Here is a 19,411-nt window from a genome sequence, read left to right on the forward strand (position 1 = left end):
TAACTGGGCCGAAACAGATGTGGGACCGGGCTTGCCCGGGAAGCGCCGCGCGGGCGGCGCTCGATTTCAAATACCACGCACAAACATCGACTAGCACCTGGCGTTTTAAAATGTTCACTTGTTTTCGTTTTAAAACCATTCGATCAGTTTTTTCAATCGAAATCGACTGGCCTGTGCCTCTCTGTTGCGTTAATATTTTCGAAAATGAACATCAATGTTCGATTTCAACTTCGAATAACAGTAGGAGGCCGCCATGCCCCATACCACCTTGCCCACCCCTCCCCTCGCTGAAGTCTATGATGTCGTCGTGATCGGCGGCGGTATCAATGGCGTCGGTATCGCAGCGGACGCGGCAGGTCGCGGGCTGTCGGTGTTCCTTTGCGAAAAGGATGACCTGGCCAGCCACACTTCGTCAGCCAGCAGCAAGCTGATCCATGGCGGCCTGCGTTACCTCGAACATTACGAATTCCGCCTGGTGCGCGAAGCCCTGGCCGAGCGCGAAGTGCTGTTGGCCAAGGCGCCGCATATCGTCAAACCGATGCGCTTCGTGCTACCCCACCGCCCGCACCTGCGCCCGGCATGGATGATTCGCGCCGGCCTGTTCCTGTACGACCACCTGGGCAAGCGCGAGACACTGGCCGGTTCGCGCACGCTCAAGTTCGGCGCCGACAGCGCGCTGAAAAGCGAGATCACCCGCGGTTTCGAATACTCCGACTGCTGGGTGGACGATGCCCGCCTGGTGGTATTGAACGCCATGTCTGCCCGTGAACACGGCGCCCACCTGCACACCCGCACCCGCTGCCTGAACGCCCGGCGCATCAAGGGCCTGTGGCATGTGCACCTGGAGCGCGCCGATGGCAGCCTGTTCTCCGTGCACGCCAAGGCGCTGGTCAACGCCGCCGGCCCATGGGTGGCGAAGTTCATCCGCGATGACCTCAAGCTGGAGTCGCCCTACGGCATCCGCCTGATCCAGGGCAGCCACCTGATCGTGCCCAAGCTGTATGAAGGCGAACAGGCGCACATCCTGCAGAACGAGGACCAGCGCATCGTCTTCACCATTCCGTACCTGGAAAAGTTCACCATCATCGGCACCACCGACCGCGAATACACCGGCGACCCGGCCAAGGTATCCATCACCGAAGCCGAGACCGACTACCTGCTGAAGGTGGTCAATGCCCACTTCAAGAAGCAGGTACAGCGCGGCGACATCCTGCACACCTATTCCGGCGTGCGCCCCCTGTGCAACGACGAGTCCGACAACCCGTCGGCCGTGACCCGCGACTATACCTTGTCGCTGTCCGGCGGTGCCGACGAGGCGCCATTGCTGTCGGTGTTCGGTGGCAAGCTGACCACCTACCGCAAGCTGGCGGAATCGGCCATGGCGCAGCTGGCACCGTTCTTCAAGCACATCAAGGGTAGCTGGACCGCGGTGGCGCCCCTGCCTGGCGGCGAACAGATGACCACCCCCCAGGCACTGGCCGCGGCGCTGGTCGCCAAGCATGGCTGGCTGCCGGCAGACCTGGCCAAGCGCTGGTCCATCACCTATGGCCAGCGCAGCTGGAAGCTGCTGGAAAATGCCGACAGCCTGGCGGACCTGGGTGAACTGATGGGCGCCAACCTGTACAGCCGCGAAGTGGATTACCTGTGCCGCGAGGAATGGGCCGTGGACGCTGCCGACATCCTGTGGCGCCGCAGCAAGCTGGGGCTGTTCATGAGCCCTGCCGAGCAACAGAAGCTGGCCGACTACCTGGCCAAGGCTGTGCACACCCAGGCCGCTTGAGCCGCCCTTCCCGTGGAACCGAGCCTCGCCCGGTTTCACGGTAGGCAGCGACGTTTTAACGCTGCACTGGAAAATCGGAAATCCGAATCGGATAAGTGCCAGCATTCGGCCAGCCGACTACCTGCCCCCGCCACACAGCTGTTACCAAAGATTAATCTCCTTGCCAATCAGCCACTTGGACTATCGTTCCGGTTCTGGCACGACTAATGCTCTACACTTCCCATCGGAATCAGCAGCACAGACTGCTGAACGAATGAGCCACACCACGGTTCCCATAAGAAAAACAAAGGTCGAGGAGACATAGATGCGCATCGTTCATACCCTGCTGGGCGCCGCCATTGCGGTGACACTGATCAGCAGCCCCGCCCTGGGCGAGGAGCTGACAGGCACCCTGAAGAAAATCAAGGATTCGGGCACCATCACCCTGGGCCACCGCGACTCCTCCATTCCTTTCTCCTACATTGCGGACGCCTCCGGCAAACCGGTCGGCTACTCCCATGACATCCAGCTGAAGATCGTCGAGGCCCTGAAGAAAGACCTCGACTTGCCCAACCTGAACGTCAAATACAACCTGGTCACCTCCCAGACCCGTATTCCGCTGGTGCAGAACGGCACCGTCGACATCGAGTGTGGCTCCACCACCAACAACGCCGAACGCGCGCAACAGGTGGACTTCTCGGTGGGCATCTTCGAGATCGGCACGCGCCTGCTGTCCAAGAAAGACTCGGCCTACAAGGACTTCCCCGACCTGAAGGGCAAGAACGTGGTCACCACCGCCGGGACCACCTCCGAACGCCTGCTCAAGGCCATGAACGCCGACAAGCAGATGGGCATGAACGTGATCTCGGCCAAGGACCATGGCGAGTCGTTCCAGATGCTCGAATCCGGTCGCGCCGTGGCCTTCATGATGGATGACGCCCTGCTGGCGGGCGAAAGGGCCAAGGCCAAGAAGCCCGACGACTGGGCGGTGACGGGTACCCCGCAGTCTCACGAAGTGTATGGCTGCATGGTGCGCAAGGGCGATGCGCCGTTCAAGAAGGCCGTGGATGATGCCATCGTCGCCGTGTTCAAGTCGGGCGAGATCAACACCCTCTACAACAAGTGGTTCACCCAGCCCATTCCACCCAAGGGCCTGAACTTGGACTTCGCCATGAGCGACGAGCTCAAGGCGCTGATCGCCACCCCGACCGACCAGCCTGCCAAAGACTGATCCGCCCGCAACGTCTACCCTTCACCTTAGCCACTGGTGCGAACGCGCCGGTGGCGGGTTGAAGGTGCCTGTGAATCACCCGCACAAGGGGAGACCCTGATGAATTACAACTGGGACTGGGGCGTGTTCTTCAAGTCCACCGGCATTGGCAGCGAGATCTACCTGGACTGGTACATCACCGGCCTGGGCTGGACCATCGGTATCGCTGTCGTGGCCTGGATCATTGCCTTGCTGCTGGGCTCCGTGCTCGGCGTGATGCGCACCGTGCCCAACCGCTGGGTATCGGCCATCGGCACCACTTACGTGGAAATCTTCCGCAACGTACCGCTGCTGGTGCAACTGTTCATCTGGTACTTCGTGGTGCCCGACCTGTTGCCCGAAAGCTTCCAGGAATGGTTCAAGCAAGACCTCAACCCCACTACCTCGGCATTCTTGAGCGTGGTCGTGTGCCTGGGGCTGTTCACGGCCGCGCGGGTGTGCGAACAAGTGCGCACCGGCATCCAGGCGCTACCCCGGGGCCAGGAAGGCGCAGCCCGGGCCATGGGCTTCAGCCTGCCGCAGATCTACTGGAACGTGCTACTGCCCCAGGCGTACCGGATCATCATCCCGCCGCTGACCTCCGAGTTCCTCAACGTGTTCAAGAACTCCTCGGTGGCCTCGCTGATCGGCCTGATGGAACTGCTGGCCCAGACCAAACAGACCGCCGAGTTCTCGGCCAACCTGTTCGAGGCCTTCACCCTGGCCACGCTGATCTACTTCACCCTGAACATGAGCCTGATGCTGCTGATGCGCCTGATCGAGAAGAAAGTCGCGGTGCCTGGCCTGATTTCCGTGGGGGGCAAGTAAATGGATTTCAGTGGAATCATTCCCGCCCTGCCCGGCCTGTGGAACGGCATGCTGATGACCCTGCAACTGATGGTCATGGGTGTGGTGGGCGGTATCGTGCTGGGCACGTTGCTGGCGCTGATGCGCCTGTCCTCCAGCAAGCTGCTGTCCAACGTCGCTGGCGCCTACGTCAACTACTTCCGGTCCATCCCGCTGCTGCTGGTGATCACCTGGTTCTACCTGGCGGTGCCCTTCGTGCTGCGCTGGATCACCGGCCAGGACACGCCGGTGGGTGCATTCACCTCTTGCGTCGTGGCCTTCATGATGTTCGAGGCGGCGTATTTCTGCGAGATCGTGCGCGCTGGCGTGCAGTCCATCTCCAAAGGCCAGATGGGCGCCGCCCAGGCCCTGGGCATGAGCTACAGCCAGACCATGCGCCTGATCATACTGCCCCAGGCGTTTCGCAAGATGACCCCGCTGCTGCTGCAGCAGAGCATCATCCTGTTTCAGGACACCTCGCTGGTGTACACCGTGGGCCTGGTGGACTTCCTCAACGCGGCACGGGCCAATGGCGACATCATCGGCCAGTCCAACGAGTTCCTGATCTTCGCGGGCCTCGTCTACTTCGTCATCAGCTTCTCCGCCTCGCTGCTGGTCAAGCGTCTGCATAAAAGGTTAGCCGTATGATTTCCATCAAGAACATCAACAAGTGGTACGGGGACTTCCAGGTGCTGACCGACTGCAGCACCGAGGTCAAGAAAGGTGAAGTGGTGGTGGTGTGCGGCCCGTCGGGCTCGGGCAAGTCCACCTTGATCAAGTGCGTGAACGCCCTGGAACCGTTCCAGAAAGGCGACATCGTGGTCGACGGCACCTCTATCGCCGACCCCAAGACCCATTTGCCCAAGCTGCGCTCGCGGGTGGGCATGGTGTTCCAGCATTTCGAGCTGTTTCCGCACCTGAGCATCACCGAGAACCTGACCATCGCCCAGATCAAGGTACTGGGCCGCAGCAAGGAAGAAGCCACTGCCAAGGGCCTTAAACTGCTGGAGCGGGTGGGGCTATCGGCGCACGCCCACAAGCACCCGGGCCAGTTGTCCGGTGGCCAGCAGCAACGGGTGGCCATCGCCCGCGCCCTGGCCATGGACCCCATTGTCATGCTGTTCGACGAACCGACCTCGGCGCTGGACCCGGAAATGGTCAACGAAGTGCTCGACGTGATGGTGCAACTGGCCCACGAAGGCATGACCATGATGTGCGTCACCCACGAGATGGGCTTTGCCCGCAAGGTCGCCAACCGGGTGATCTTCATGGACAAGGGCCAGATCGTCGAAGATTGCCCCAAGGAAGAGTTCTTCGGTGACGTCAGTGCCCGCTCCGAACGGGCGCAACACTTCCTCGCCAAGATCCTGCAACACTAAAGCCTGGCGGCGGGTGGCTTTCGCGCCACTCGCCGCTGGCAGGCCCCAAGGCACTGTGATGAAATGCGCCCCTGATCATTCCCGTGCGACCTCGCCTGCCTTTGCCGTGAAACCCCGTCTGATCCGCCAACTGTTTCTGCCCCCGCTGATCCTGCTGCTGACCGTGAGCCTGGGCTATGCCGGCTATCGCGCCAGCCTTTACAGCGGCATTCGCGCCCTGAGCGAAAGCGGCGAGCGCCAGCTGGAGCTCAACGGCCGCGCGGTGGAGAGCGAGATCAACAAATTCACCTTCCTGCCCAGCCTGCTGGAGCTGGAAGGCAGCGTCTCGACCCTGCTGGCCGACCCCGACGCCGAAGGCCACCGCCAGGCCGTCAATGACTACCTGGAAGGCCTCAACCGTCGCAGCCACAGCAGTGCCATTTACGTGCTGGACACCACCGGCCGCGTGCAGGCCAGCAGCAACTGGCGCGACGCCAACAGCTACCTGGGCGAGGACCTGTCCTTCCGCGCCTATTTCCAGGACGCCGTGCGCGGCCAGGACGGGCGCTTCTATGGCATCGGCACCACCACCGGCGAACCAGGCTACTACCTGGCCCATGGCCTGGAGGAGCACGGCAAGATCGTCGGCGTGGCCGTGGTCAAGGTGCGCATGGAATCGTTGGAAGAGCGTTGGCAGAAAGCCCGCCTGGAGGCCTTCGTCAGCGATGAGAACGGCATCATCATCCTCTCCAGCGATCCGGCCCGGCGCCTGAAGTCGGTACGGCCACTGACCCCGGAGATAAAGGAACACCTGGCCCGCAGCCTGCAGTACTACTGGTTCTCGCTGACCGAACTGCAACCGCTGGAACGCGAAACCCTGGCCGACGGCGTCGAACGCCTGAGTTTTCCCGCCGCCGGCAGCCAGCGCGAGGTCAGCTACCTGGCCCAGACCCGCGAATTGAAGGATACCCCGTGGCATTTCACGCTGCTCATGCCGCTGCAAGACCTGCGGCGCGAAGCCGTGATTCAAGGCGTGCTGGTGGCAGTGGCTTTCGGCCTGGTGGCCTTCTTCCTGATTGCCTGGAATGAACGCCGCAAGGTCATCGCCACCCGTCTGGCCGCGCGCGAAGCCCTGGAAGAAGCCAACAGCCTGCTGGAGCGGCGCATCGCCGAACGCACGGAGAACCTGCGGGCCAGCAACGACCGCCTGAAAAGCCAGATTCGCGAACGCCGCCAGGCCGAGGAAACCCTGCGCCGGGCTCAGGACGAACTGGTGCAGGCCGGCAAGCTGGCGGCCATCGGCCAGATGTCTACCAGCATCGCCCACGAACTCAACCAGCCGCTGGCCGCCCTGCGCACCCTGTCGGGCAACACCGTGCGCTTTCTGGAGCGCGGCGCCCTGGACACCGCCAGCACCAACCTGGTGACCATGAACCAATTGATCGACCGTATGGGCCGCATCACTGCGAGCCTGCGCTCGTTCGCCCGCCGCGGCGAAGACCGTGGCCGTGCCTCCCTGGGCCAGGCGGTGGACGCCACCCTGCAAGTGCTGGCCGCGCGCATCGAAGGCCTCGGCGTGCAGGTACACCGCGAATACAGCGAGGTGCAGTTGCCCATCGGCCAGACCCGCCTGGAGCAGATTCTCGGCAACCTGGTGGGCAATGCCCTGGACGCCATGGCCGAAGCCGGGCAACCCACCCTGTGGCTGCAAGGTGAACGCCTGGACGATGGCCGTTACCGCCTGCGGGTGCGCGACAACGGCCATGGCATCGACGCCCAGGCCCGCGCTCAGCTGTTCGAACCCTTTTTCACCACCAAACCGGGCGAGCAAGGTCTGGGCCTGGGCCTGACCCTGTCGGCCAGCCTGGCAGCCGCCGCCGGCGGCAGCCTGGGTGCCGAACACCCGGATGAGGGCGGTACCGCCTTCGTCCTGACCTTGCCGCCGCTCAACGCGCAACCGCCCACCTCACCAGTCGAGCCATCATGAACACCTCGCTTACCGTTCTGATCGTCGAGGACGATCCTCATGTGCTGCTGGGTTGCCAGCAGGCCCTGAGCCTGGAAGACATCCCCTGTCAGGGCGTGGGCAGCGCCGAAGAAGCGCTGGCGCTGATCGGCGACGACTTCGCCGGCATCGTGGTCAGCGACATCCGCCTGCCGGGCATCGATGGCTTGGAGTTGCTGAACCGCCTCAAGGCCCGTGACCCTAGCCTGCCGGTGGTGCTGATCACCGGCCATGGCGACATTTCCATGGCCGTGGGTGCCATGCGCAGCGGCGCCTATGACTTCATGGAAAAACCCTTCTCCCCCGAGCGCCTGGTGGACGTGGTGCGCCGTGCCCTGGAGCAGCGCGGGCTGGCCCGCGAGGTCTCGTCGCTGCGCCGCCAGTTGGCCAGCCGCAGTACCCTGGAGGGCCGCATCATCGGCCGCTCGCCGGCCATGGAGCATTTGCGCGAACTGATCGCCAACGTCGCCGACACCTCGGCCAACGTACTGATCGAAGGCGAGACCGGCACCGGCAAGGAATTGGTGGCCCGTTGCCTGCACGACTTCAGCCGCCGCCAGGCCCAGCCGTTCGTGGCGCTGAACTGCGGTGGCCTGCCGGAAAACCTGTTCGAAAGCGAGATATTCGGCCACGAGGCCAATGCCTTCACGGGCGCCGGCAAGCGCCGTATCGGCAAGATCGAGCATGCCAACGGCGGCACGCTGTTCCTCGACGAAGTGGAAAGCATGCCCATGAACCTGCAGATCAAGCTGCTGCGGGTGTTGCAGGAACGCACCCTGGAGCGTCTGGGCTCGAACCAGAGCATCGAGGTGGACTGCCGGGTGATCGCCGCCACCAAGGCTGACCTCGACGAGTTGAGCCGCAGCAATGGTTTTCGCAGCGACCTGTATTACCGGCTCAACGTGGTGACCCTGGAACTGCCACCGCTGCGCGAACGCCGCGAAGACGTCCTGCAACTCTTCGAGCACTTCCTGGAACTGTCGGCCCTGCGCTTCGACCGGGAGATCCCGGCGCTGGACAACCAGACCCTGTCCCGGCTGATGAGCCATGACTGGCCGGGGAATGTACGTGAACTGCGCAACGTGGCGGAGCGCTATGCGCTGGGCTTGCCGGCCTTCAAGAAAGCCGGGGCCCAGCCTGCCGCGGGCGTAGGCTTCGCCGAGGCCGTGGAAGCCTTCGAGCGCAACCTGCTCAGCGACGCGCTGGCCCGCAACAACGGCAACCTCAGCCAGGCCAGCCTTGACCTGGGCATGGCCAAGACCACGCTGTTCGACAAGGTCAAGAAGTACGGTTTGAGTTGAGCGTCGCCCCCTTCCCTGCGGGACCGGGCGCCAGCTCGGGAAACATACACCGCTGTGGTTCAGGCACCACGCGGTGAGCCCTTCCCGAGCTTCGCCCGGGCCCACAGGGAACCACCACCACCGCAGTTCAACCCTGTGGGATAAGGCGCAAGCTCGGGAAACAGGCACCGCGGTGGTTCAGGCACCACGCGGTGAGCCCTTCCCGAGCTTCGCCCGGTCCCACAGGGAACCACCACCACCGCAGCCAACCCTGTGGGACCGGGCGAAGCTCGGGAAGCAGACGACTCGATTTCTAGAACTTGTAAGCCACCGCCGTCTGCACCTCACCCTGATTCACATGCCCGCGCTGGCTGACAATACTGCTGTCCGCCGCTGACCCCTCAAGGTGTATCCAGTCGACGTTGGCCAGCAGCGACCAATGGCCGCCAAGAGGAAACTGCGCGCCCTGGCTCAGGGTCCAGTTCTGCAGCCCGCCGCTGGCACGGTAGGCACCGATGCCACTGGCCTGGGCCTCATTGGCGTCTACACCGAAGAAGGTCTGGTTCATGCGCTGGTCGGCGAAATGGGCCACCAGTTCCGTTGCCCCGAACACCCCGCCGCCCAGCGGGTAGTCAAGCTCGGTGCCCAGCCGCCCCAGGGTGCCACCCTGGCCGTGGCCACCGCCCTCGGCACGCCCGGCCTGGGCGTACACCCGCCAGAAGTCGACTGGGCTGTACTGCACGAAACCGCCCAGTTCAACCATGTCCGGCACATCGCGCAGGCCGCGCAGGCGGTCATTGCCGTTGCGCCCTTCCACCAGGTTGGCCAGGGGGCCGGCGCTCCAGCCATTGCCGGTTTTCAACGCCGCCCAGGTCAAACCTTCGTCCGAATCGATACCCACGTCGCCCCAGGTCAGGTCCAGGTATGGCATGGGTTTGGTTTCGTAGTGGCTGCCGGCAGGCTCGCTGGGCTGATACGACAAGCCCACCCCGGCGTCGCCCGTCAGTGGCGCGCAACGGGCGGCGGTGGACAGGCCTGCCAATAGCAGGGCGAGCAACAGGTGGGTACGGGACATGGGGGCTCTCTGTGTAGATCCATGCGCGCATGAACGCGCACGCGACCCTGCCCGCGCAAGCACTCATGTTGTTTGTAGCGACCTGCAAAAATTGTAGCTTCACCGACACACACGCCCGCCAGGGCCCGCCAAATCTGGGCTTCACGCTGTTGGCACGGTCTCTGCTGTAGCTCTGGGCAAGCGCAAGGTGCGCTGCTGACCCATAGGTAACTGCAGATGATGCACTGGCATATCGTGTGTGACTTCGACGGGACCATCACCCCGAGCGACGTCATCGACAACATCCTGGACCGCTTTGCCGATCCGCGCTGGGAAGCCATCGAAGCGCAATGGCTGGCCGGTGAGATCGGCTCGCGTGAATGCCTGAGCCAACAATTGGCGCTGGTGAAAGCCAGCCCGGCGCAGTTGCTGGCCTATTTCGACAGTGTCGAGATCGACCCGGCGTTCCCCGCCTTCGTCGATCTGGTACGTGAGCGCGGCGCTACCCTGGAGGTGGTCAGCGACGGCCTGGAACAGGCCATCGCCCGCATCCTGGCGCGCAACGGTAGCCCACTGCTGCCCATCATCGCCAATCAGTTGCGCCAGGTCGACGCCGACAGCTGGCGCATCGTGTTTCCCCACGCCAGCGATGCCTGCCGCGCCGCCTCGGGCAACTGCAAATGCCGTTCGACCCCGGCCAGCAAACGCATCCTGGTGATTGGCGACGGCAAGTCCGACATGTGCGTGGCCGGCACCGCCGACTTCGTGTTCGCCAAGGGCAGCCTGGCCGAGCACTGCGTGCGCAACAACATTCCCCACGCCCGCTTCGATTCCTTCGCCGAGCTGCCAGCGCTGCTGGCCGCCCTGCCGCAATACACCGGCACCACCGTTCCACACCTCAATTCAGAACAGCAGGAACTCTTTCACCATGTCTAACACCCCGCGTATCACCAGCGAAGAAGACCAGATCCTTCTGGACAAAGAATCGCGCTACTGCTCGTTCGGTGACACCGTTCACTACATCGAGCCGCCGCGCATCTTCAGCCGCTGCGAAGGTTCGTACGTCTACGACACTAATGACCAGGCCTATCTCGACCTGCAGATGTGGTACTCGGCGGTCAACTTCGGCTACGCCAACCCGCGCCTGAACAACGCGCTGAAACAACAGATCGACACCCTGCCGCAAATCGCCAGCCAGTACCTGCACAAAGGCAAGATCGAGCTGTCGGAAATGATCGCCGTGGATGCCAAGAAGAAATTCGGCATGGACGGCCGCGTACACTTCAACGTCGGCGGTTCGCAGTCCATCGAAGACTCGCTGAAAGTGGTACGCAACGCCTCCAATGGCAAGAGCCTGATGTTCGCCTTCGAAGGTGGCTACCACGGCCGTACCCTGGGTGCCTCATCCATCACCTCCAGCTACCGCTACCGTCGCCGCTACGGCCACTTCGGCGAGCGCGCCCAGTTCATCCCGTTCCCGTACCACTTCCGCGGCCCCAAAGGCATGACCAAGGAAGAATACGGCAGCTACTGCGTGAAGCAGTTCGCCCGCCTGTTCGAAACCGAATACAACGGCGTATGGGACCCCAAAACCCAGCAGTGCGAATACGCAGCCTTCTACGTCGAGCCGATCCAGGGCACCGGCGGCTACGTGATCCCGCCCATGAACTTCTACAGCGAGCTGAAGCAAGTGCTGGACCAGCACGGCATTCTGCTGGTGGTCGACGAAATCCAGATGGGCTTCTACCGTACCGGCAAGCTGTGGTCCATCGAGCACTTCGACGTCAAACCCGACGTGCTGGTGTTCGGCAAGGCACTGACCAACGGCCTGAACCCGCTGGGTGGCATCTGGGCCCGTGAAGAGCTGATCAACCCGGGCATCTTCCCGCCAGGTTCGACCCACTCCACCTTCGCCTCCAACCCACTGGGCACCGCCGTGGGCCTGGAAATGTTCAAGATGACCAGCGAAGTGGACTACGGCGCCATGGTCATGGCCAAGGGCAAGTACTTCCTCGCCGGCCTGGAAGACCTGAAAAAGCGCTACAAGATCGTGGGCGACGTCGACGGCCTGGGCCTGGCACTGCGCATGGAAATCTGCGGCGAAGACGGCTTCACCCCCGACAAGGCCAAACTTGACGAGATGGTCGAGGAAGGCATGAAGGGCGACATCGAGATCGACGGCAAGCGCCTGGGCCTGATCCTCGACGTGGGCGGCTACTACAAGAACGTGATCACCCTGGCACCGTCGCTGGAAATCAGCTACCCGGAAATCGATCTGGCCATCGCCTTGCTCGACCGTCTGCTGCATCGAGTGACCAAAAAGTGAGTGCCGCGCAGATCGATATGGGTGTCGGTGATGCCAGCTTCGTGCTCGGCGACGGCCCGGTGGCCGTGCTGCTGATCCACGGGCTGACCGGTACCCCCACCGAACTGCGCAAGGTTGCCCAGGGGCTGGCCAAGCGTGGGTACACGGTTTACGTGCCCACCCTGGCAGGCCATTGCGGGAACAACGACGATCTGCAAGCCACCCACTGGCGCGACTGGTACGCCAGCGCGCTGAATACCTTCGAAGGCATCCGCAAGGTGCACGAGCAGGTGTTCGTCGGTGGCCTGTCGATGGGCGCGGTCCTGTCGATGCACCTGGCCGCCCAGCGGCCGGGTGAGGTGGCTGGCTTGTTGCTGTATTCCACCACCTTGCGCTATGACGGTTGGAACATGCCTTGGGTTGCGCGCCTGACGCCCCTGTTCATGGCCTTTCCGTTCGGCGTGCACATCTGCCGTTTCAACGAGAAGCCGCCCTACGGGATCAAGAACCCGCGGTTGCGCGCCATCGTCGAACGCCAGATGAAAGCCGGTGAAAGCGCCGATGCCGGGCTGTTGACCATGTCGGGCATCAGCGTGCGCGAACTGCACCGCCTGGTGGCCGAGGTCAAGCGTGGCATGCCGTCGATCAAGGCGCCGGCGCTGGTACTGCACTCCAGTGAAGACGACATCACCAGCCGCTGGAATGCCGATTACATTGAAGCGCACATCGGCGGCCCGGTGACCAAGGTGTTGCTCGACGATTGCTATCACATGATCACCGTGGACCTGCAATACCCCAAAGTGATCAGCCTGAGCGCGGAATTCATCCAGCTTCATGCCCGTGAGCTTGCCCAGGCCTGCTGATGGCGCCATGCCTCATGCTACCCTTTGCCGGCCGGCCTCACCTCGGGCCGGCATGCAAATCTGGCTCCCCCCTGCAGGACCGGGGGGCGCATCCCCGGGGTCGCGAGACATTCGCCCGCGCCCACGAATAAGCGAGTATCGATGACCATCGTCCCTCCCGATCGCCCCCCTTTTCGTTTGTCGCGCTGGAACCTGCAACGCAAGCTGGTGCTCGCGTTCTGGCTGGTCAGCGTTATTCCGACGATGATCGCCGCGCAACTGGCCGCCACCACCCTGGCGCAGATTTTCGACAGCAACGTGCGCGTGTGGCTGCAGGAGTCCACCAAGATCGTCGAGGACGAACTCAGTGAAATCCTGCGTGACAATACCCGCGTCGCCCAACTCTTCCTGCAATACGCCCGCGCCGACGAGCCCACCGCCACCAGCGCCCGGCACCAGGAAAAACTGATCAGTGACATCGCCGACGCGATGGGCATCGACGTGGTGGCGCTGATTCGCAACCGCGATCACAAGGTGGTGTTCTCCACCGCCGCCGACGATGTGCTGCACCAGATCAGCCTGGCCCCCAATGCCGTGCTGCAGACCATTCATACCGGCAACAGCCAGGTGGGCGCCGTGGTCTCGGTGTTTCCCACTCAGCAGGACGGTGAAGATTACCAACTGCTGGTGGTGACGTTCCTGGACGCCAGCTTCCTGACCAGCGTCGCCGACGTGCACTCCCTGGACCTGCGCCTGTACCTGTCCAACGGCCAGGACTTTTCCGAAGTGTTTTCCAGCCAGCGCTTCGAGGACCACCCCACCGTGGTGCCGCCGCGCATCGAAGAAATACTGCGTGATACCAAGCTGCCGACTGAACAGTTCACCAACCGCTACAGCGGCCTGTTTCGCCCCCTGCTCAATGACAAGGGCGAGTTGCAGGGCGTGGTCTTCAGTGGGCTGTTGCGCCACAGCAGCCTGCTGGGCCTGGTCAACCAGCGCAACCTGTTCACGCTGATTTTCCTGCTCAGCTCGGCCATCTCGCTGGGGGTCGGGGTGTTGGTGACCCGGCGCCTGACGCGGCCCATGCGCGCCCTGTCCGAAGGCGTGCGGGCGGTGACCGCCGGCGACTACAGCCAGCAGGTTGAGGTGCTGGGCAACGATGAACTGGCCGAACTGGGCATGACCTTCAACCACATGACCGAAGGCCTGCAGGCCCTGCAACACCTGGAGGCGCAAATGCGCCGCCGCGACCGCCTGCACACCATGGGCGAAGTGGCCATGGGCCTGGCCCACGAGATCCGCAACCCGCTGGGCATCATCAAGACCGCCACGCAGTTGCTGCACCGTCGCGCGGCGCTGCCCGAAGCGGATATGCGCCACCTGGAATACGTGATCTCGGAAGTGACCCGCATCAACGACCTGATCACTGAGTTCCTCGACTTCGCCAAGCCCAGCCCACCGATCCGCACAGTAATGCCGGCACGGGTGCTGCTGGAAGATATCCTGGGCTTCTGCGCGCCAGAGCTGTCCACCCATCAGGTGGATGCCCGGATTGACGACCAGGCACCTGGCGCCACCTTGTATGCCGACAGCCGCCAGCTGAAGCAGGCCTGCCTGAACCTGGTGCTCAACGCCATCGACGCCATGCCTGACGGGGGCCACCTGGTGCTGGGCATCGCCAACCAGGGCCGGTTCACTCGCCTGAGCATCGAGGACGATGGCCAGGGGATTTCCAGTGACCTGCAAGAGCGTATCTTCAACCCCTTCGTCACCACGAAGGCCTCGGGCACGGGGCTGGGGCTTGCAAAAGTATTCTCGATCATGGAAAACCATGACGGGCGCGTGGAGTGCATCAGCACCCCTGGCCAAGGTGCCACGTTCAACCTGTACATACCGTCCCACGAAGGAGAAGCGTCTTGAGTCATAACGTGCTGGTGGTCGATGACGAGCCCAAACTCTGCGATTTGCTGGTGTCAGCATTGAGCCAGGGCGAGGTGCAGGTCTTCACCGCCGGCAACGGCCTGCTCGCCCTGGCGCTGATGGAGCAGGAAAGCATCGACCTGGTCATCAGTGACTGGCGCATGCCCGGCATGGACGGCCCGCAGTTGCTGGCCGAGATCAGGCAACGCTTCCCGCAGGTGCCGGTGATCGTCATGACCGCCTACTCCACGGTGAAGAATGCCGTGCAGTCCATGCGCAATGGCGCCTTCGACTACATTGCCAAGCCGTTCGACATCGATGAGCTGGACATCACCGTGCACAAGGCCCTGCAGTTTCGCGACATTCTGCGCGACAACGCCCGGATGCGCGCCGAACTGAACGAACAGCACCCGTTCGACAGCCTGGTGGGTGAAAGCCCGACGTTTCGCCGCGTGCTGCAGGCCATCGACGCGGTGCGCGACAGCACGGCCACGGTATTGCTGACCGGCGAAAGCGGCACCGGCAAGGAAATGGTTGCCCGCGCCATTCACCAGCATGGCAACCGCGCCCACCAGCCGTTCGTGGCGGTGAACTGCGCGGCCATCCCCGAGGGGCTGCTGGAAAGCGAGATGTTCGGCCACAAGAAAGGTGCCTTCACTGGCGCGGTCAGCGACCGCATCGGGCGCTTCCAGCAGGCGGACAAGGGCACCCTGTTCCTCGATGAAGTGGGCGACATGCCCCTGGCGCTGCAGGCCAAGATCTTGCGGGCCTTGCAGGAGCGGTTGATCGAGCCGGTGGGCGACACCCGCGAACGCAAGGTGGACGTGCGGGTCATCGCCGCCACCCACAAGAACCTGGTGGAAGCGGTGGCACGCAAGGAGTTTCGCGAAGACCTCTACTACCGTCTCAACGTATTCCCCATCCCCCTGCCGGCCTTGCGCGAGCGCAGCGAGGACATCCCTGGCCTGGCCCACCACTTCGCCGGCCTGCTGGGTGCAGAAGCCGGCAAACGCATCACCGGCTTCAGCCCCAGGGCGCTGCAGGCGATGCTCGACTATGGCTGGCCGGGCAACATCCGCGAGCTGCAGAACTGTGTGGAGCGCGCCACCATCGTTGCCCAGGGCAGCTTGATCGAAGAGCAGGACCTGCCTGGCTACCTGTTCCAGCCAGCCACTGGCCAACCGGAAGCCGCCCTGCCGTTGCCGGTGGTGGGCGTGCCCGACGACCTGGATGGCAAACTGGCAGAAGTGGAAAAGGCCTGGATCCTGGCGGCACTGCAGCAGACCAATGGCGTGCAGGCGGCGGCTGCGCAACTGATGGGCATTTCCGAGCGCAGCTTGTGGTACCGGCTGAAGAAGCTGGCGATCCAGGTCAGCAAGTTCGCGCGGTGAAGCCTGACGAGGGAGGTTCAGGGACTACGCGGCCCCTGGGGCGCGGCCGGGTCCGCTGCTACAAGCCCGCCACTGGGGCGTCGCGCAGCTTCTGCGCGTCCAGGTACGGCAGCACCGCCGCCAGCAATGGCGCCTTGAAGGCTTCCTGGAACCGGTGCGCCAAGCCCGGGATCAACTTCAATTCACTGCCACGGATATGCGCGGCCAGGTGCACGCCGTGCATCACCGGCAACAGCGGGTCGGCCGTGCCATGCACCACCAGGGTCGGCACCCGCAGGCTGTCCAGCAACGCTACCCGGCTGGGTTCGGCGAGAATCGCCAGGATCTGGCGCTTGACGCCCTCGGGGTTGAACGCCCGGTCATAGGACACCGCCGCCTGCTGCAACAGCACCTTGCGGTCGTCCACCACGTCCGGGCTGCCCAGGGCCGCCAGCAGATCAGCCTGCTGCTCGATGGCCACCTCGCGGTTCGGCGCGCTGCGCCGGGCGAGCAACTGCAGCAAGGCAGGGCTGGGCATCGGTAGCCCCGGGGCACCGGAGCTGCTCATGATCAGCGTCAGGCTTTCCACCCGTTGCGGTGCCATGGCAGCCATGTGCTGGGCGATCATGCCGCCCATGCTCGCCCCCAGCAGGTGAAAGCGGGTAATGTGCAGGCTGTCCAGCAGCCCCAGGCCGTCGCCGGCCATGTCCGTCAGGCTGTAGGGCGCAGACACCGGCAAGCCCAGCTTGTAGCGCAGCACTTCAAATGTCAGGTTGGCGCTGTCTGGCGCCTGCACCCAGCTGGACAGGCCGACATCGCGGTTGTCATAGCGAATGACCCGAAAGCCCTGCTCGCACAGCGCCACCACCACCTCGTCGGGCCAGTGAATCAGTTGCCCGCCCAGGCCCATGACCAACAGCAACGCCGGGTCGCTGTCACGGCCGATGCTCTGGTAGGCCAGGTTGACGTCCTTGAGCAGTGCATGGCGCACCGGGACGTTGACATCACAGGTTGAAGCCGCGAAAGACGTCAGGCTGCACAGCAGTGCCGCCACGAAAAGTATTGCCCGCATGAAAAACACCAAAAACGCAGATCCCCAGTAGAGCGCGAGTCTGATGAAGTTCGTGCGGGCGCGCTGCCACACTTCAGTGACAGTTTGATGAACCTCGCCCAGCGGTCACTCACGTGGTGATAGGGCACGCATGGGCTGCCGGACGCAGGTCCGGCAGCAGGCCGCCCAGGTCGGCCAACCAGCGGGCGCCTACCAGCCACAGGTTGTCACCGAAGCGGTGGCGCGCCGGTTGCAGTTGGGCTTGCACTGTTTCCAGCTCGCAGCGCCACAGGTCGGTTTCGTCGATGGCCAGCCCCAGGGACAGCACCTTGTAACTGGGCACGCGGTCCAGCACTGCGGTCAGTTGCGCCGGGGCACTGGCCAGGTCCACGTGCAGGCCGTCCACCGGCAGGTGCGCGGCCAGCCCGAGGTTGTCCTGCAAGGGGCCGCCGTAAACGGCCAGCAGCTTTTTCAGCGGCGAGTACTGAAGAATGTGGTAGGCCCGCTCGAAGGCGCTTTTCCAGGCCTGGGGCAGTTCATGGGTGAGGACCGGTTCATCGATCTGCACCCACTCCACGCCCAGGCGGGCCAGGCGGGTGAGAATTTCCCCGTACACCGGCAGCACGATCTCCAGGCGGGCCAGTGCACGCACATCATCGCCGTTGGCCTGGTCCAGCCACAGGTAGCTCAGCGGCCCCATCAGCACCGGCCTCGGCGTTTCACCACGAGCGCGGGCTTGCTCGACCTCGTCCAGCAGGCGTTGGGTGTAGAACGACAGGTCGTGAGGGGCGATGGTGGCCATGGGGGTTCTCCGTATTCGATGGCGTCATTATCGACATCCACCACAACATGAGACAAACTCAATATATTCGTGTTGATCACAAGAAATATTCATAGAGGCCAGAATGCTCGAGATCCGTCACCTGAAAACCCTGCACGCCTTGCGCGAGGCCGATAGCCTGGTGGAAGCGGCCGAGCGCCTGCACCTGACCCAGTCGGCCCTGTCCCACCAGTTCAAGGAACTGGAAGAGCGCCTCGGCCTGCCCTTGTTCATGCGCAAGACCAAACCCATCCGTTTCACCAGCGCCGGCTTGCGCTTGCTGCAACTGGCCGATGCGACCCTGCCCCTGTTGCGCGGCGCGGAACGCGACATCGCGCGGCTGGCGGGTGGCACGGCCGGGCGCTTGCACATGGCCATCGAATGCCACAGTTGCTTCCAGTGGCTGATGCCCACCATCGACCAGTTCCGTGACGCCTGGCCGGAAGTGGAATTGGACCTTGCCTCGGGCTTCGCCTTCGCACCGCTACCGGCCCTGGCTCGCGGCGACCTGGACCTGGTGGTTACCAGCGACCCCCTGGAGCTACCCGGCATCACCTATGTGCCGCTGTTCACCTACGAAGCGATGCTGGCAGTGGCCAACCAGCATGCGTTGGCCAACAAGCCCTATATCGTGCCCGACGACCTGGCCAGCGAAACCCTGATCACCTACCCGGTGGAACGTGACAGGCTGGATATCTTCACTCGGTTCCTGGAGCCGGCCGACATCGAACCTGCCCAGGTACGCACTTCGGAGCTGACCGTGATGATGATGCAACTGGTGGCGAGCGGCCGGGGGGTGTGCGGCATGCCCCACTGGGCGCTGCATGAGTACAGCGCCCGGGGTTACGTGAGGGGCAAGCGCCTGGGCGAGAAAGGCCTGTTCGCCACCCTCTACGCCGCCGTGCGTGCCGACATGCTTGACGCGCCCTACATGCGCGACTTCCTGCTGACCGCCAAGGACACCTCGTTCTCTACCCTGGATGGCGTCAGCGCGGTGCGTTGAGCCGACTCACGAAGCACTGGCTATCCTTGCAAGGGGGACTCGGTATTACCCAGCCGTGTACAGCGGCAGGATATGGTCGCGGGTCAATGGCGCCAGCTCCAGGTGCGCGTGGCTGTGCCGATCCACCCACACGGCTTCCTCGATCTCGGCGGCGGCCTCGACAGCCCCCTCCACCTGGACCCGGAACAGCTCGCAGCGCACTTCGAAGCCAGGCTCATTGGCCGCGGGGGCGCTGAACGCGCCGAGGTAAACGGCGGCGGCCGTATCGATGCGCACCCCCAGTTCCTCGTGCAGCTCACGGGCCAAGGCATTCACCGGCTGCTCTCCCGGCTCGATCTTGCCACCGGGCTGCATGAACGCCTGGGTATTGCGCTTGCGCACCAGCAAGGTCTTGCCATCTGGCCCGATCAGCAGCGCAGCGGCAATGTGGATGATTCGGCTCATGGTGGCTCCCCCAAAAAAGCGCCAATCATACTCCAATGACCGCCCCCTCTCCCGCCCGGTAAACGCGCAGCGCCTTGCAACTTGCGCGCGCTTCACGCATCAATA

The 19,411-nt window shown here is 63.6% G+C and carries 16 protein-coding genes and 1 pseudogene; 13 read left to right on the forward strand and 4 right to left on the reverse strand.

All coding sequences use genetic code 11. The features are described from left to right. Window positions 1-253 precede the first annotated feature (253 nt). The 7 genes from glpD to QBK88_RS13185 all read left to right on the forward strand — a co-directional run bounded on the left by glpD (window position 254) and on the right by QBK88_RS13185 (window position 8,518). Window positions 254-1,780 (forward strand): glycerol-3-phosphate dehydrogenase, encoded by a 1,527-nt coding sequence (glpD, locus tag QBK88_RS13155; RefSeq protein ID WP_277962340.1) that lies wholly within the window; start codon window positions 254-256, stop codon window positions 1,778-1,780. A 304-nt stretch (window positions 1,781-2,084) separates the two neighbouring features. Further along, the gene (locus tag QBK88_RS13160) at window positions 2,085-2,990 is read left to right on the forward strand and encodes a glutamate/aspartate ABC transporter substrate-binding protein (protein WP_277962341.1); all 906 of its coding nucleotides are present in this window, start codon (window positions 2,085-2,087) and stop codon (window positions 2,988-2,990) included. A gap of 99 nt (window positions 2,991-3,089) precedes the next feature. After that, window positions 3,090-3,836 carry an amino acid ABC transporter permease gene (locus tag QBK88_RS13165; RefSeq protein WP_277962342.1) on the forward strand — a complete coding sequence of 249 codons (747 nt, stop codon included), beginning with the start codon at window positions 3,090-3,092 and terminating at the stop codon, window positions 3,834-3,836. Continuing rightward, window positions 3,837-4,502 (forward strand): ABC transporter permease subunit, encoded by a 666-nt coding sequence (locus QBK88_RS13170; protein ID WP_277962343.1) that lies wholly within the window; start codon window positions 3,837-3,839, stop codon window positions 4,500-4,502. It abuts the gene before it with no gap. Further along, complete coding sequence (locus tag QBK88_RS13175) at window positions 4,499-5,233, forward strand: amino acid ABC transporter ATP-binding protein (RefSeq protein ID WP_277962344.1); 735 nt, start codon at window positions 4,499-4,501, stop codon at window positions 5,231-5,233. Before QBK88_RS13170 ends, QBK88_RS13175 begins: the two co-directional genes overlap by 4 nt. Window positions 5,234-5,291: 58 nt before the next feature. Next, window positions 5,292-7,199, forward strand: coding sequence for an ATP-binding protein (locus QBK88_RS13180; protein WP_277962345.1), 1,908 nt, complete (start codon window positions 5,292-5,294; stop codon window positions 7,197-7,199). Further along, entirely contained in the window at window positions 7,196-8,518 is a 1,323-nt protein-coding gene (locus tag QBK88_RS13185; RefSeq protein WP_277962346.1) for a sigma-54-dependent transcriptional regulator, read from the forward strand. Before QBK88_RS13180 ends, QBK88_RS13185 begins: the two co-directional genes overlap by 4 nt. A 292-nt stretch (window positions 8,519-8,810) precedes the next feature. Here QBK88_RS13185 and QBK88_RS13190 read toward each other — a convergent pair whose 3' ends face one another. Further along, window positions 8,811-9,572 (reverse strand): MipA/OmpV family protein, encoded by a 762-nt coding sequence (locus QBK88_RS13190; protein WP_277962347.1) that lies wholly within the window; start codon window positions 9,570-9,572, stop codon window positions 8,811-8,813. A gap of 216 nt (window positions 9,573-9,788) precedes the next feature. Between QBK88_RS13190 and QBK88_RS13195 the strand changes: the two genes are divergently transcribed. The 5 genes from QBK88_RS13195 to QBK88_RS13215 all read left to right on the forward strand — a co-directional run bounded on the left by QBK88_RS13195 (window position 9,789) and on the right by QBK88_RS13215 (window position 16,009). Next, window positions 9,789-10,487, forward strand: coding sequence for an MtnX-like HAD-IB family phosphatase (locus QBK88_RS13195; RefSeq protein WP_268144727.1), 699 nt, complete (start codon window positions 9,789-9,791; stop codon window positions 10,485-10,487). Further along, a complete protein-coding gene (locus QBK88_RS13200; protein WP_268144729.1) occupies window positions 10,480-11,877 on the forward strand; it encodes an aspartate aminotransferase family protein in 1,398 nt (465 codons plus the stop codon). The genes QBK88_RS13195 and QBK88_RS13200 overlap by 8 nt, the downstream gene beginning before the upstream one ends. 17 nt (window positions 11,878-11,894) lie before the next feature. Beyond that, window positions 11,895-12,719 (forward strand): alpha/beta hydrolase, encoded by an 825-nt coding sequence (locus QBK88_RS13205; RefSeq protein WP_445764929.1) that lies wholly within the window; start codon window positions 11,895-11,897, stop codon window positions 12,717-12,719. Window positions 12,720-12,860: 141 nt separating this feature from the next. Then, on the forward strand, window positions 12,861-14,618 hold the full coding sequence (locus QBK88_RS13210; protein ID WP_277962349.1) for a HAMP domain-containing sensor histidine kinase: 1,758 nt from the start codon (window positions 12,861-12,863) through the stop codon (window positions 14,616-14,618). Then, the gene (locus tag QBK88_RS13215) at window positions 14,615-16,009 is read left to right on the forward strand and encodes a sigma-54-dependent transcriptional regulator (protein WP_277962350.1); all 1,395 of its coding nucleotides are present in this window, start codon (window positions 14,615-14,617) and stop codon (window positions 16,007-16,009) included. The genes QBK88_RS13210 and QBK88_RS13215 overlap by 4 nt, the downstream gene beginning before the upstream one ends. A 58-nt stretch (window positions 16,010-16,067) precedes the next feature. On the opposite strand, the gene QBK88_RS13220 is transcribed toward QBK88_RS13215, so the two are convergent. Further along, on the reverse strand, window positions 16,068-17,060 hold the full coding sequence (locus tag QBK88_RS13220) for an alpha/beta fold hydrolase (protein ID WP_277962351.1): 993 nt from the start codon (window positions 17,058-17,060) through the stop codon (window positions 16,068-16,070). Window positions 17,061-17,253: 193 nt separating this feature from the next. Then, window positions 17,254-17,826, reverse strand: a pseudogene (locus tag QBK88_RS13225) (5-methyltetrahydropteroyltriglutamate--homocysteine S-methyltransferase); the annotation flags it as partial. A gap of 118 nt (window positions 17,827-17,944) precedes the next feature. Here QBK88_RS13225 and metR point away from each other — a divergent pair. Then, complete coding sequence (metR, locus tag QBK88_RS13230) at window positions 17,945-18,862, forward strand: transcriptional regulator MetR (protein ID WP_277962352.1); 918 nt, start codon at window positions 17,945-17,947, stop codon at window positions 18,860-18,862. Window positions 18,863-18,907: 45 nt separating this feature from the next. On the opposite strand, the gene QBK88_RS13235 is transcribed toward metR, so the two are convergent. After that, entirely contained in the window at window positions 18,908-19,306 is a 399-nt protein-coding gene (locus QBK88_RS13235) for an NUDIX hydrolase (RefSeq protein ID WP_277962353.1), read from the reverse strand. Window positions 19,307-19,411 lie beyond the last annotated feature (105 nt).

It is taken from the genome of Pseudomonas sp. RIT-To-2 (assembly GCF_029623465.1).
In the GTDB taxonomy this organism is placed as follows: Bacteria; Pseudomonadota; Gammaproteobacteria; order Pseudomonadales; family Pseudomonadaceae; genus Aquipseudomonas; species Aquipseudomonas silvicola.

Bases quoted from the DNA above. Each gene is read 5' to 3' on its own strand.
- QBK88_RS13180 (WP_277962345.1), top strand. From the start codon at position 5,292: ATGAAATGCGCCCCTGATCATTCCCGTGCGACCTCGCCTGCCTTTGCC.
- QBK88_RS13235 (WP_277962353.1), bottom strand. From the start codon at position 19,306: ATGAGCCGAATCATCCACATTGCCGCTGCGCTGCTGATCGGGCCAGAT.
- QBK88_RS13160 (WP_277962341.1), top strand. From the start codon at position 2,085: ATGCGCATCGTTCATACCCTGCTGGGCGCCGCCATTGCGGTGACACTG.
- QBK88_RS13175 (WP_277962344.1), top strand. From the start codon at position 4,499: ATGATTTCCATCAAGAACATCAACAAGTGGTACGGGGACTTCCAGGTG.
- QBK88_RS13210 (WP_277962349.1), top strand. From the start codon at position 12,861: ATGACCATCGTCCCTCCCGATCGCCCCCCTTTTCGTTTGTCGCGCTGG.
- QBK88_RS13165 (WP_277962342.1), top strand. From the start codon at position 3,090: ATGAATTACAACTGGGACTGGGGCGTGTTCTTCAAGTCCACCGGCATT.
- QBK88_RS13185 (WP_277962346.1), top strand. From the start codon at position 7,196: ATGAACACCTCGCTTACCGTTCTGATCGTCGAGGACGATCCTCATGTG.
- QBK88_RS13205 (WP_445764929.1), top strand. From the start codon at position 11,895: ATGGGTGTCGGTGATGCCAGCTTCGTGCTCGGCGACGGCCCGGTGGCC.
- glpD (WP_277962340.1), top strand. From the start codon at position 254: ATGCCCCATACCACCTTGCCCACCCCTCCCCTCGCTGAAGTCTATGAT.
- QBK88_RS13220 (WP_277962351.1), bottom strand. From the start codon at position 17,060: ATGCGGGCAATACTTTTCGTGGCGGCACTGCTGTGCAGCCTGACGTCT.
- QBK88_RS13190 (WP_277962347.1), bottom strand. From the start codon at position 9,572: ATGTCCCGTACCCACCTGTTGCTCGCCCTGCTATTGGCAGGCCTGTCC.
- QBK88_RS13200 (WP_268144729.1), top strand. From the start codon at position 10,480: ATGTCTAACACCCCGCGTATCACCAGCGAAGAAGACCAGATCCTTCTG.
- QBK88_RS13170 (WP_277962343.1), top strand. From the start codon at position 3,837: ATGGATTTCAGTGGAATCATTCCCGCCCTGCCCGGCCTGTGGAACGGC.
- metR (WP_277962352.1), top strand. From the start codon at position 17,945: ATGCTCGAGATCCGTCACCTGAAAACCCTGCACGCCTTGCGCGAGGCC.
- QBK88_RS13195 (WP_268144727.1), top strand. From the start codon at position 9,789: ATGATGCACTGGCATATCGTGTGTGACTTCGACGGGACCATCACCCCG.